Source organism: Gordonia sp. CNJ-863 (genome assembly GCF_001942325.1).
GTDB lineage: Bacteria > Actinomycetota > Actinomycetes > Mycobacteriales > Mycobacteriaceae > Gordonia > Gordonia alkanivorans.
Genome location: NZ_MKKG01000045.1, coordinates 1 through 12,438, shown reverse-complemented (window position 1 = coordinate 12,438; position 12,438 = coordinate 1). Strand labels below are relative to the sequence as shown.

The following is a 12,438-nucleotide window of genomic DNA, read 5'->3' as shown; positions in this document are numbered from 1 at the left end:
AGGACTCTCCACCGCAGCCATGACGACACCGTCGGCAGCCACAGTGCAGGGACATGCTCATGGCTGACGCATGCTGCGGACCCTCCGATTCCGCCGACCTCGAGGCTGAGGTCGATCAGGGCCCGGTCCGGTTGTGGCAGGTGCGCGAGTTGCGTTTCGCCGCCGCAGCAGCAGTGTTCCTCGCGCTCGGCTGGATCATCGGAGGCTCTCTATCAGAGACCGCGGGCGTCGTCCTGGAACTGCTGGCGGCAGTTGTAGCCGCCTCAACGTTCGTGCCGTCGGCGCTGAGGTCGCTGCGCCGCGGGCGCATCGGTGTCGGAACGCTGATGACGATCGCCGCGATCGGGGCTGTGGCGCTGGGCCAAATACCCGAAGCTGCGCTACTCGGAATCTTGTTCTCGGTCGCTGAAGGACTCGAGCATTACGCGGTCACCAAGACCCGGCGCGGGCTGCGGTCGCTGCTCGCGCTGGTTCCGCCCACTGCTTCGGTGATTCGTGAGGGACGTGAGATCACCGTGTCGCCGGATGAGTTGATCATCGGCGATCTGCTGGTGGTGCGTCCCGGTGAGCGCGCGTCGACCGACGGGACGATCACCGCGGGCACTACCAGCGTGGACCTGTCGGCGATCACCGGCGAATCTGTTCCCGTGGAGGCAGGTCCGGGCGACTTGCTCTACGCCGGCGCCATCAACGGTGGCGGTGCGATCGAAGTCCGCGTGACCGCCCGCGCCGCCGATAGTTCCCTGGCCCGCATCGTTCACATCGTCGAGCAAGCGCAGGAACGCAAAGGCGCCGGCCAACGTCTCGCCGACCGTATCGCCCGCCCCCTGGTCCCGGCCATCATGGTGCTCGCGGCGCTCGTGGCAGGTATCGGTGCGCTGCTTGGTGATCCCCTGGTGTGGCTCGAACGCGGCCTGGTGGTCCTCGTTGCTGCGTCCCCGTGTGCGTTGGCGATCGCGGTGCCGCTGACGGTGGTCGCCGCGATCGGCGCCGCCAGCCGCCAGGGCGCATTGGTCAAAGGCGGTGCTGCCCTGGAGGAGTTGGGACGGGTTCGCGTCGTCGCACTGGACAAGACCGGCACCTTGACACGCGGCACTCCGGAGGTCATCGCTGTGGTGAGCACCCCCGAGATCACCCGCGAGGACGCGTTATCCTATGCCGCCGCGCTCGAGGCACGCAGCGAGCACCCGCTGGCGAGCGCGATTCTTGCGGCCGCACCTGCTCTGGGCTCACCTGCCGAGGACGTCACCGCGATCGCCGGTCACGGACTCACCGGCCAGATACGCGGACAGCACCTGCGCCTGGGCAAACCCGGGTGGCTCGATCCTGGCGCGCTCGCCGGCGATGTCACCCGGTTGCAGAGCGACGGTGCCACCGTCGTGCTGATCGAACGCGATGGCACCGTCGTCGCCGCCATCGCCGTCCGCGATGAGCTCCGCCCCGAGGCCGCTGAAACGGTCGCTCAGCTGACGGCGCTGGGTGTCAACTCGGTCATGCTGACCGGGGACAACGACCGCACCGCACACGCCTTGGCGACGGCGGCCGGAATCAGCACCGTCCATTCCGAGCTGCTTCCCGAAGACAAAGCCGACTTGCTGCCCACACTGGCGCGCGGGCAGGCGATCGCCATGGTCGGCGACGGCGTCAACGACGCCCCAGCGTTGGCCACCGCCGATGTCGGAATCGCGATGGGAGCGATGGGTACCGACGTCGCCATCGAAACCGCCGATGTGGCGTTGATGGGCGAAGATCTCCGCCATCTCCCGCAAGTGCTGTCCCACGCTCGGCGCGCACGCCGAATCATGGTGCAGAACATAGGATTCTCTCTGGCCATCATCGGTGTTCTGATTCCGCTGGCCGCCACGGGCGTCCTCGGCCTGGCCACAGTGGTCTTCGTCCACGAACTCGCAGAAGTGCTGGTGATCGCCAACGCGATTCGCGCCGCCCGGACGAAAGCACTGCCAGGCGCTGGCGCCGTGCCCCGGGTAACCCCCGGCAAGCTCAACATCTCGGTGGCGGCCTACCACGACACAGGCGACGCCTGTTGCGCCCCGGTATCAGCCACCACCACCGATCAACCACGGCCGGTGCCCGAGGCGCCCCTGCTGCCGACTCCACGATTCCGCGGCGCGGCGACCAGCACGAGTTGTGCTGCCACAACAGAACCAGGGTGCAGCTGCTGTTCGAGCCCGTCGGATGACGCCGATGACACACCGAGTAGCTCGCCAACGTCTCATCGCGAACGCCACTGAGGGCACCACGGCCGCGTCAGGTTCGTTGGCGTGATCTCCACGTGCGTACAACCAGTGCCGCCAGGACCGCGGCAGCACAGATCCCTTCTCCTGCTGCTCCGATCCGCGTCGCCAGGGTCGTCGTTGTCCTCAGCGGCACCCGCGCGATGAGGACATCGGGGGTGAACAGCGCTGTGCGTTGTGCAACGGTCCCATCAGGCTCGATGACCGCGCTCACCCCACTGGTTGCTGCGATGACTACCGCCCTACCGTGCTCGACTGCCCGCACCCGCGACATCGCGAGTTGCTGGTAGGTCATCTCGGTGCGCCCGAACGTCGCGTTGTTGGTCGGTACGGCGATCAGTTGCGCGCCGGCGCGCACCGATTCGGTCACCAGATCGTCGAACGCGACTTCGTAGCAGGTCGCTACCGCCACCGGTTCACCTGCAAGATCGACGACACCATTGCCTGTGCCAGGAACGAAGTTGCCGGCCCGGCTGGCGTAGGACGACAGCTGTGTCATCAGTTCCCGCAGCGGCAAGTACTCCCCGAACGGCACCAGCTGACGTTTGTCGTGCTCCTGACCAGGACCGGTAACCGGATCCCACACCACCAATGTGTTGCGGGACGTGCCGTTGCTCCCGGCGATCACCGCTCCCACCAGGATCGGCACCCCGATCGCCCGCGCGGCACGATCAATCTGCGCCGCAGCATCGCGGTTACCGAACGGGTCGATGTCGGATGAGTTCTCCGGCCACACCACCACATCGGGACGCACGACCCGCCCAGAGCGGATCTCCTCTGCCAGGTCGAGGGTGCGTTGGACATGATTGTCGAGGACTGCGCGTCGCTGAGCATTGAAATCCAACCCCAGCCGCGGCACATTGCCCTGCACCACTGCCACCGTCACCGCCCGCTCCCCCGCGTCATCGCCTCCCCCCGCGGGCGTCATCGTCCACACCAGCAGTCCAATCACGGCAACCGTGGCCGCAGGCCCGGCCAACGTCTGAGGCTGCCGGCGGACCACGGCCCCCGCCGCCGCGGCCAGGGCCGCGCCGAGCAGCACCACAACGAACGACAACCCCGGCGCGCCGGCCAGCGCCGCCAACGGCAGGAGCAACCCGTCCGGTTGACCGAATGCGATTCGGCCCCAGGGGAAACCGCCAAACGGTATCCGGGAACGAACAGCTTCGACTGCCACCCAGGCGCCTGCCAACCACACCGGCGCGCCGCGCCATCTGCCCAGTGCCGCTGCCAACGCCCCGAAGATCCCGAACGCCACCGCCTGGACTGCTGCCAAGACCAGCCACGGCACCGCACCCACATAGATGCCGACCCACGGCAGCAAAGGCACGAAAAACCCGAGCCCAGCCAGATAGCCATAGCCGGATGCCGCCCACAACGACCGCCCCCGCAGCGTCACCACCAGAACCGCGATAGCCAACGGGGCGAGGAACCACAGCTGACGCGGAGGGAAACTCACGTACAGCATGCCGCCGGCGCCGACGGCAGCAGCGCTGCGCAGCACCGGATGACGCATCGGTGGAAACGACGCACCGGCCCGCTGAGCACCCGAAGAACTCGCCACCGCGCACCGCACCCCTCACCGATGTTTGTCGAGCGCACCGATCCGCCCGCGGTCGCCCGGCCGGGGCCGCGCGCCTGTAAACTACTAGCTAACGTAGTAGTAGTTTGACGGGAGTGAACATCGTGGCAGGTCAAGCGCTGAAGGTTCGACTCGAGTCGAGGGTGCCCCGGTGAGCCGCACCGTCAAGATCTCACTCGCCGTGGTGTTCGTGTTCTGCCTGGCGCTGACAGTGGTGTTCGTGGTGTCCCGGGCCGGCGACAGCGAACAGGCTGCCGCCCAGGCGAGCATGACGGTACGGGATGATTCCCCACGTCTATCGACTCCGACCGAGTCCAAGGCAACATTCGTGGAATTCCTGGACTTCGAATGTGAAGGGTGCGGGGCGGCATACCCGGCGGTGGAGCAGCTTCGCCAAACATACGGCGATCAGGTCACTTTCGTGGTCCGCTACTTCCCGCTCCCCGGGCATTTCAACGCTGACCGCGCGGCACGGGCCGTGGCTGCCGCGGCCGAGCAAGGTCAGTTCGAACCGATGTACCGCAAGATGTTCGACACCCAACGCAGCTGGGGTGAGCAGCGGGTACCGCTGGATGATCTGTTCTTCTCCTATGCCCAGGAGCTCGGTCTGGACATGGATCGATTCGCCGCCGACTACAACTCGCAGGCCACCCGCGAACTCATCGACCGCGATGTCGCTGACGGCAAAGCGCTGGGTGTCACCGGTACACCCACCTTCTTCATCAACGATGAACTGATCAAACCCGAGAGCTATGGCGATCTGAGCTCGGCGCTCGAATCCGCAGTACGCCAGTGACCGTCCCACCACCACCCCGCCAGGCCTCGCCATCCTCACCCTCGGCGCCAGTGACACGATTCCCAGTGTCTCCGCGACTGCTCGGGTGGATCCTTGCGGTCTGCGGAGGTATCGGGCTCATCGCTGCGTTCACGCTGACGGTTGAAAAGTTCGAACTGGCAACCGATCCGGCGTACACACCGACCTGCAGTATCAACCCGATCGTCAATTGCGGATCGGTGATGGACACCCCCCAGGCGGTCGTCTTCGGGTTTCCCAACTCACTGATCGGAATTGCCGGCTTCTCCGCGCTGATTGCTGTCGCGGTCCTGATGGGGAGCCGGCCGCCCACCTGGGTCATGATCGGGCTGCAGAGTGGGTTGACGGGTGCGGTGGTGTTCGTCCATTGGCTGATCTTCCAGAGCCTGTACCGAATCAACGCGCTCTGTCCGTACTGCATGGCCGTGTGGGTGGTTGTCGTAGTTTCCTTTTGGTATGTGAGCCTGCGCAATGCCGACCGTTTCTGCCCACCCGGGGCAGCGCGCCGAGCCCTCGATGCGGTCCTCACGGTGCACACCGTGGTACCGCTGGTGTGGGTGCTGGCAGTGATCGCCCTGATCGCTCAACGTTTTTGGTGGTACTGGTCGACGCTGATGTGACATTTCCGCGGCGGCGCCCGGCCACGCCGGGCAGACTTGTGTGGCAGGGATCTGCACTCGCGCAGGCCGCAGGTGTGGTGTGACGCCGATGTGATCCCTCACGGGTGATGGGTCGCTAACGCTTCTTCGTGGTGGCGCTGGGCGCTGGTCTCGAGCTGGAAGGTGGAATGCTCGAAGGAGATGGCGAAGTGGGTCGCCACGCAGGTCCGGATGTCATCCAAGATGGTGGGGGCGTGGCCGTCCTGGAAGCAGTCGTCATCGACCACAATGTGAGCGCTGATGATCGGTAGGCCCGTGGCCACCGTCGATGCGTGAAGGTCGTGCACGTCGTGCACACGGTCCATCTCGAGGATGTGGGCCCTGACGTCGTCGAGATCGATCCCTCTCGGGGTGAATTCCATCAGCACCCGTGTCGTCTCGGCCATGAGTTTGAGGGCGCGGGGTGCGATGAGCGCGGCGATGAACAGCCCGGCTAGCGCGTCGGCTTGTTGGAAACCGGTGGTAGCGATGACGATTGCGGCGACGATCACACCCAGCGACCCCAGAGCGTCGTTGAGGACCTCCAGAAACGCCGCTCGCATGTTGAAGTTGGCGCCGCGTCCCGAGGCGAGCACGAGCATGGCGACGATGTTCGCCACGAGTCCGATGATTCCGAAGAGCAGGAGTTCGGTCGAGGGCACCTCGGGTGGCGAGAACAGTCGTCGTACGCCTTCGACAGCGGCGTAGAGGCCCACAGCGAGCAGCAGCGAGGCCTGCCCCAGTGCGGCGATGACCTCGATGCGCCGCAGTCCCCAGGTGCGGGTTTTGCTGACCGGGCGGTGCATCACGGTTGCTGCGACGAGCGCGACGGCCAACCCGATCGCATCTGTCGCGGCGTGCGCGGTGTCGGTCAGCAGCGCCAGGCTCCCCGTAATCACCGACCCGACCAGCTGGGCCACGACAATGATCCCCGTCAGAGCAAACGCTAGCGCCAGTCGGACACGCAGCGACGAGTCGCTGGACGCGGGGGCGGTTGGTCCGTGGTTGTGGCCGGCTCCCATGCTTCGTACTCCCACTCATCCACACCAGATAGCTACGTTGGCCACATATATCAATACATGCGCATATGACTATATGACAGCGGGCCGGCGGATCACGTCACGATTGACTCGCGATGTGCTGAGATGGCCCGACGTCGGCGGCGTGGTGCCGGTGTTTGTTCGGTCTCGTAGGGTGCAGTGATCGGAAACCAGGGGGACGCTGTGACGTCGAACCGCCACCACTGGACTCAGATGGGTAGTTGAGTATCGGTGATGAACGCGTCGCGGACCTACACGATGAATTGGTCACATAAACGCCGAGCGGGCCGTTCGTGCGGTCGAAGCCGCCGCCCAACAGGGCACGAACGCGCTCAAACAGGCTGCGAGCACATAAGAGGCGAGTCCTAGCGTGACGCGTTAGCTGTTAGGCGCCCCAGGGGCGGTCCTATGGTCGCATTCGTACCGCCTGCCGCGAGCGGTTCCGCGTTGGACAGTCCGCAAGGACCCTGCCCACACCCAACTCGCGTTGTTGTCAATGAATGTCTGTGGCGCACAGGGATCATCAATAGTTGCATCGGGACGGTGGCGTGTCAGCTGGTGGTGTCGATGGGGCGATGGTCGGCGGCGGGTTCGAAGAGGACGGTTAGGATGAGGACGACGGCACCGCAGGTGATGTAGGTGTCGGCGAGGTTGAAGGTGGGCCACCAGCCGGTGTGGAAGTAGTCGGTGACTTTGCCATCAAGGAGGCGGTCGATGACGTTGGCGGTAGCCCCGGCGACGATGGCGGCGAAGCTGATGGTCTGTGCGGTTCGTTGTTGGGGTGCGGTGCGCCATGCGTAGACACCGAGTCCAAGGGTGATCGCACCGGTGAGTGCGAGTATCACCGTGGCGGGTAGCTGGTTGCCCAGACTGAATGCGACACCGGTGTTGTAGGCCAGGTCCAGTTGGAGTGGTCCGAGGTCGACAACACGACCGTCGGTAAGTCTGCTGCGTGCGGTGTGATCGAGGATGATTGCAACCGCGGCCAGGATGGCAGCGCCGACGACTAGTAGCCACCGACGACGGTGAGTTGACTCGGTGGTTGCCGCCTTTTGGGCGTATGCGGGTTGGTTGTCGGCGCTCATGTAACGGGCTCAGCTAGGGCCTGGGCACAGCTCAACGTGGGCGCGATCGCTGCAGCAAGGTCCGACGCTACCCCCGGAGGGCCTCAGCTCAGTCTTCGGTTTCATTGCCATGCGGCGATGTTACCTATGCGGAACGGTCGCGCTTGCAGCTCGTGGGTGGCCGAGGCGCTTGAGCCCGGCGAGCTCGTCAGACCTGGGCACCATGATGGTGTGTGGTCATCGATCATTGGCACGGTTGGCGTGGAATCGGGGCGAGTATCGGGTTCTCCCGGACCGTGATGTCGGTCAAAGGCAGCGACGCCAGGTGTGAGCGCGGTTCGCGGCGAGCGATGAATCGGTGCGGTGCCCCTTCGAGACGGTGCAGCAGCCGCTGGCGTGCTGCCTAGCAGGTCGTACCCGACCAGGATCTCCCCCCACCGGGCGCGAGCACCCGGACGGCCTCGGCGAGTGCACATTCCCACTCGACCACGTCCGCCGGGGCGGTGACAAGGATCTGACCCGCCATCGCGCACCAGCCCCAACCGATCTCGAGCACCCGGCCACGAAGACGGACGCTCTGCAGCGCGCACACCCACCTGCCGGTGGCAGTCGTGTGAGGCTCGCGTGACCAGGAAAACTCACGACGATTCGTTTAGACCAGAGAATGGCGCTATCATCGCCATATGACGATTAATGAATGTTCGGTGGCAACCGGCGCGGATCTCGATCCCGCGGTGGCGTTGTTCCGTAGCCTCTCCGACGGCACCCGGCTGACGATCGCGACACGCCTCGCCCACGGTGGTGAGTCCCGAGTCGCGGACCTGATGGCCGAGATGGGACTGGCGCAGTCGACTGTGTCCGCGCATGTGGCATGCCTGCGCGACTGCGGCCTAGTCATCGGCCGCCCCGAGGGCCGGCAGGTGTTCTACAGCTTGGCCCGGCCTGAGTTGATGGACCTGCTCGCGGCCGCGGAAACACTCCTGGCCGCGACCGGAAACGCGGTCGCGTTGTGTCCGACCTACGGCACCGACGTCACCGTCTGTGGCGCCGGGAACAACCTGCCCGTCTGCGGCGGCGACGTGCAGGTGGAGGCGCGGCGATGAGCGACGCGTGTGGGTGTGGGCACGACGAGGCCACCGGCGAGGACGAGGAGGCCCCGGAGCACTGGTGGCAGGTGCGGGAACTGCAGGCCGCCGTGGCCGCCGCGGCGGTCCTGCTCGCGGCCTTCATCGTCGGCTGGTTCGGCGGCCCCGACCCGGTCACGGCGGCGCTGGAGTGGGTCGCGCTGCTGATCGGAGCGTGGACGTTCGTCCCGTCGACACTGCGGCGCCTGGTGCAGGGCAAGATCGGCGTCGGGACGCTGATGACGATCGCCGCGGTCGGCGCGGTTATCCTCGGCGAGGTCGGCGAAGCCGCGATGCTCGCCGTGCTGTTCTCCATCAGCGAAGGCCTTGAGGAGTACGCCGTCTCCCGCACCCGCCGCGGCCTTCGCGCGTTGCTGAACCTGGTCCCGGACACGGCGACCGTCTTGCGCCACGGCGTCCCGGCCACCATCTCCCCCTCGGAGCTGGCCATCGGGGATCTGATGCTGGTCAAACCGGGAGAGCGGATCGCGACCGACGGCATCATTGCAGAAGGACGTACCGCGCTAGATGTTTCAGCGATCACCGGTGAATCCGTGCCGGTCGAAGCTGGGCTCGGCACCGAGGTCTACGCGGGGTCGATCAATGGCACCGGTGCCCTGACCGTTAAGGTCACCACCACCGCAGAGAACAACTCTTTGGCCAAGATCGTGCAAATCGTCGAGGCCGAACAGTCTCGTAAGGGCGACGCACAACGACTCGCCGACCGCATCGCCCAACCCCTGGTGCCGGCGATCATGATCTTCGCCGCCGCTATCGCGATCCTCGGTTCCCTGCTTGGTGACCCGCAGACGTGGATCGAACGGGCACTGGTCGTGCTCGTCGCCGCCTCTCCGTGCGCTCTGGCGATCTCGGTCCCAGTCACCGTGGTCGCCGCGATCGGCGCAGCCAGCAAGATCGGCGTCCTCGTCAAAGGCGGCGCCGCCCTCGAAGCCCTCGGCCGGGTCCGCACCATCGCCCTTGACAAGACCGGCACCCTAACCGCAAACCGGCCCACCGTCGTCGACATCGCCATCAACCCCGCCGTCGACACCGGGCACAACCTCACCGGCCAGCCAACCCCGACACCGCAGCGGGTGCTTGCAGTCGCCGCCGCGCTCGAAGCACACAGCGAGCATCCCCTCGCGTGGGCGATCCTCACCGCGGCCGGCGACAACACCACAACCGCAACCGATGTGCAGGCCATTCCCGGCGCCGGCCTGACCGGCCTCGTCGACGACCGCCCCGCCCGACTGGGCCGGCCCGGCTGGATCGCCCCCGGTGCGCTCAACGAGCGGGTCGCAGCCATGCAGGCCGGCGGCGCCACAGCCGTCCTCATCGAAGACAACGGCCAGGTGATCGGCGCGATCGCCGTCCGCGATGAGCTGCGCCCCGAAGCCCACGAGGTCATCGACCATCTGCACCGCAGCGGCGCAACGGTCGCGATGCTCACCGGCGACAACACCGCTACCGCCACCGCACTGGCGAAGATCGCAGGCATCGACGACGTCCACGCCGATCTCCGCCCGGAGGACAAAGCCCGCATCATCAGCGAGCTCCGCACGGGTTCGTTCACCGCGATGGTCGGCGACGGCGTCAACGACGCCCCCGCCCTGGCCACTGCCGACCTCGGCATCGCAATGGGCGCTATGGGATCGGACGTGGCGATCGAAACCGCCGACGTAGCCCTCATGGGCGAAGACCTCCGCACTCTGCCACAAGCCCTCGATCACGCACGACGCGCCCGAAAGATCATGCTCCAGAACGTCGGCCTGTCTCTCGGCCTGATCGCGATCCTCATCCCCCTGGCCCTGTTCGGCATCCTCGGCCTCGCCGCCGTCGTCGCCGTTCACGAACTCGCCGAAATCGTCGTCATCGCCAACGGCGTCCGCGCCGGACGCAACACACATCCCGCCACCACCCCAGCAGGACAACACGCGTACGCCACGCACCAACCGGTCTAGATGTCCCCCAACACGACGCAGATCCGGCGTTGCTGCTCCTTCGTGCAAACAGCAGCGGCACACCGGCCGCTGCCCTCGCTTCCCCAGCACGGGGAAGCGCGGCAACCTGCCGATCATGGTTTTTATGTCAGTAAAGGCGCTGCAACCGTTGCCACGCTCTCCTTACGGTTCGCCGCAGGTGAACTCAGCGACCTGAAGAACCGTGAAGAAATCCAGTGGTGATTGCGGGGCTGGCTCACCGGCGCGGCAGCCCTTAACCAACCGATTGGAGATTGATCGATGAAAATTGATAACTATCGCTATATGACGATTTTAGATCAGGATAGGGAACGTAGGGTGACCCCGGCGAACGTCGGGCCGGGCGGTCGCATTGTTCCGGTCGCTATTCGATCCCGTCGCGGTTGGCGATCGTGCGTCGACTCGCGGCTGGGGCTCCGCGGGTTTGCGGAGCTGTCGCGGGACCTGGAGCTGCCGCGGCCGACGGTGTCCTTGCACGTGGCGTATGTGAAGGACCGCGGCCAGGTGGCCAGCCGCATTGAAGGTCGGCAGGTGTTCAACTCGTTGACCCGACTGGAGCTGCTGGACGCGCTCGCAACCGCACAGACGTTGCTAGCGGCGACGGGCCAGGGCCGACATATTGCGCCCAGGCGTGGATGGGCAGGGAAGGTTCGGGTGTCGGCGTGCTGAGCACGATCGCGGCGGCGGCCGGGTTGTTCGTCGCGACCAACATTGACGACATCGTGGTCCTGACAGTTTTGTTCGCAGTGGCCGCGCGCGGGACGTCGCAGTTGCGCGGGTGGCAGATCGTCGCCGGGCAATATCTCGGCCTGATTACGTTGATCGCGGTGAGCTTGCTAGCCGCCCTAGGCTTGACGATCGTGCCGGACGAGTGGGTCGGGCTGCTAGGCCTGATCCCCCTGACGATCGGCGTCTTGGCCCTCGTACGCACACTGCGCGGACAGGATGACGATGATGAGTCCGAGTCTGCGCTCAAAGCCGTTGGGCTGCTGGGGGTTGCGGGTATCACGATCGCCAACGGCGGGGACAACATCGCGATCTATACGCCAGTGTTCCGCACCTTCTCCACCACGGACGCCGTGGTCACGGTCGTGGTGTTCCTGGTCCTGCTCGCTGTGTGGTGTCTACTCGCGCGCGCGATCGGCACGAATGAGAAGGTCGCCGAGGCACTTGAGAAGGTCGAGCACTGGCTTGTGCCCGTGGTCTTCATCGGACTCGGCGTATTGATCCTCATCGAGTCCGGCACCCTCGACCATATCGCCTCAAGTCTCTAACTTGCATTGCTTTAACTTGCATTGCAGGCGCGAAGCCGTGCTGCGACCACCGCTGCAATCTGCCTCTTCTGGCCAGGCTTCTAGCGGTCGGTGTAGAAAGCCTGCCGCGTGGCGTTTCCCGCGACTGAGAGCGTTTCGCGGAGATGCGCGGGTCGGGATGCCGGCGATGGATTCGGCGGGCGTAGGAGTACCGCTCGGTCTGCTGCGCCCGCCGCTCAGGCGGAAGGCCACCTGAGCGTCCGGTCACTTCACTTGTTTCACAACGACGACCACACGACGCGCGGGCGGATCGTCCGACCCCCGAGTGGGTCGTCGAATGTGCGCGCGCAGGGGCACGATGCTGACGACGCACTTAGTCGGGTCCGCTGCTGAGATGGCCCGCTGTCGCCGGTGCTGTCGAGCCGCCACCGCAGGCCTCAGATGGGTAGTTGGGTATCGGTGATGAACGCGTCGCGGACCCACACGATGAATTGGTCCCACAGGCCGGTGATCAAGGCGATGCCCACCGCGATCATCATAGCGCCGCCGACGATCTGGATCGTGCGGGCGTGGGTGCGCAACCAGCCGAGGCTTCGCAACGCCCACGCCGAGGAAAACGCAAGCACAACAAAAGGAATGCCAAGGCCGGCGCAGTACGCCACGATCAGCGCGACGCCCTTGGCTGCGGT

Annotated in this window: 11 protein-coding genes; 7 read left to right on the top strand and 4 right to left on the bottom strand. The window is 65.8% G+C overall.

The genetic code is table 11. The features are described from left to right. Window positions 1–59: 59 nt before the first annotated feature. On the top strand, window positions 60–2,252 hold the full coding sequence (locus BJF87_RS19905; RefSeq protein WP_075863780.1) for a cation-translocating P-type ATPase: 2,193 nt from the start codon (window positions 60–62) through the stop codon (window positions 2,250–2,252). Between the two features lie 16 nt (window positions 2,253–2,268). On the opposite strand, the gene lnt is transcribed toward BJF87_RS19905, so the two are convergent. Further along, window positions 2,269–3,771 (bottom strand): apolipoprotein N-acyltransferase, encoded by a 1,503-nt coding sequence (lnt, locus tag BJF87_RS19900; RefSeq protein WP_075863779.1) that lies wholly within the window; start codon window positions 3,769–3,771, stop codon window positions 2,269–2,271. A 217-nt stretch (window positions 3,772–3,988) separates the two neighbouring features. Here lnt and BJF87_RS19895 point away from each other — a divergent pair, with 217 nt between their 5' ends. Both BJF87_RS19895 and BJF87_RS19890 read left to right on the top strand, forming a co-directional pair. Next, the gene (locus BJF87_RS19895; RefSeq protein ID WP_075863778.1) at window positions 3,989–4,633 is read left to right on the top strand and encodes a thioredoxin domain-containing protein; all 645 of its coding nucleotides are present in this window, start codon (window positions 3,989–3,991) and stop codon (window positions 4,631–4,633) included. 65 nt (window positions 4,634–4,698) lie between these two features. After that, window positions 4,699–5,271: a vitamin K epoxide reductase family protein gene (locus tag BJF87_RS19890; RefSeq protein ID WP_075863777.1), complete on the top strand. Its 573-nt coding sequence runs from the start codon at window positions 4,699–4,701 to the stop codon at window positions 5,269–5,271. 98 nt (window positions 5,272–5,369) lie between these two features. On the opposite strand, the gene BJF87_RS19885 is transcribed toward BJF87_RS19890, so the two are convergent. Both BJF87_RS19885 and lspA read right to left on the bottom strand, forming a co-directional pair. Then, window positions 5,370–6,311 (bottom strand): cation diffusion facilitator family transporter, encoded by a 942-nt coding sequence (locus tag BJF87_RS19885; RefSeq protein WP_005199809.1) that lies wholly within the window; start codon window positions 6,309–6,311, stop codon window positions 5,370–5,372. Between the two features lie 569 nt (window positions 6,312–6,880). After that, the gene (gene lspA / locus BJF87_RS19880; protein ID WP_005199808.1) at window positions 6,881–7,414 is read right to left on the bottom strand and encodes a signal peptidase II; all 534 of its coding nucleotides are present in this window, start codon (window positions 7,412–7,414) and stop codon (window positions 6,881–6,883) included. A gap of 662 nt (window positions 7,415–8,076) precedes the next feature. On the opposite strand from lspA, the gene BJF87_RS19875 reads away from it, so the two are divergent. From BJF87_RS19875 to BJF87_RS19860, 4 genes are all read left to right on the top strand, one after another. Continuing rightward, entirely contained in the window at window positions 8,077–8,496 is a 420-nt protein-coding gene (locus BJF87_RS19875) for a helix-turn-helix transcriptional regulator (protein WP_005199806.1), read from the top strand. Further along, entirely contained in the window at window positions 8,493–10,478 is a 1,986-nt protein-coding gene (locus BJF87_RS19870; RefSeq protein WP_042378387.1) for a cation-translocating P-type ATPase, read from the top strand. The genes BJF87_RS19875 and BJF87_RS19870 overlap by 4 nt, the downstream gene beginning before the upstream one ends. After that, window positions 10,479–10,700, top strand: a complete 222-nt coding sequence (locus tag BJF87_RS25955; protein ID WP_139319559.1) for a hypothetical protein — start codon at window positions 10,479–10,481, stop codon at window positions 10,698–10,700. It abuts the gene before it with no gap. Window positions 10,701–11,158: 458 nt separating this feature from the next. Then, window positions 11,159–11,770, top strand: a complete 612-nt coding sequence (locus BJF87_RS19860; RefSeq protein WP_039880881.1) for a cadmium resistance transporter — start codon at window positions 11,159–11,161, stop codon at window positions 11,768–11,770. A gap of 416 nt (window positions 11,771–12,186) precedes the next feature. Here the strand turns inward: BJF87_RS19860 and BJF87_RS19855 are convergent. Continuing rightward, the coding region (locus BJF87_RS19855; protein ID WP_316042975.1) for a cytochrome c biogenesis protein CcdA at window positions 12,187–12,438 on the bottom strand (252 nt) is incomplete at its 5' end.

Coding starts and splice junctions, on each gene's coding strand:
- BJF87_RS25955 (WP_139319559.1), top strand. CDS start 10,479: ATGTCCCCCAACACGACGCAGATCCGGCGTTGCTGCTCCTTCGTGCAA.
- lnt (WP_075863779.1), bottom strand. CDS start 3,771: ATGCGTCATCCGGTGCTGCGCAGCGCTGCTGCCGTCGGCGCCGGCGGC.
- BJF87_RS19905 (WP_075863780.1), top strand. CDS start 60: ATGGCTGACGCATGCTGCGGACCCTCCGATTCCGCCGACCTCGAGGCT.
- lspA (WP_005199808.1), bottom strand. CDS start 7,414: ATGAGCGCCGACAACCAACCCGCATACGCCCAAAAGGCGGCAACCACC.
- BJF87_RS19870 (WP_042378387.1), top strand. CDS start 8,493: ATGAGCGACGCGTGTGGGTGTGGGCACGACGAGGCCACCGGCGAGGAC.
- BJF87_RS19875 (WP_005199806.1), top strand. CDS start 8,077: ATGACGATTAATGAATGTTCGGTGGCAACCGGCGCGGATCTCGATCCC.
- BJF87_RS19885 (WP_005199809.1), bottom strand. CDS start 6,311: ATGGGAGCCGGCCACAACCACGGACCAACCGCCCCCGCGTCCAGCGAC.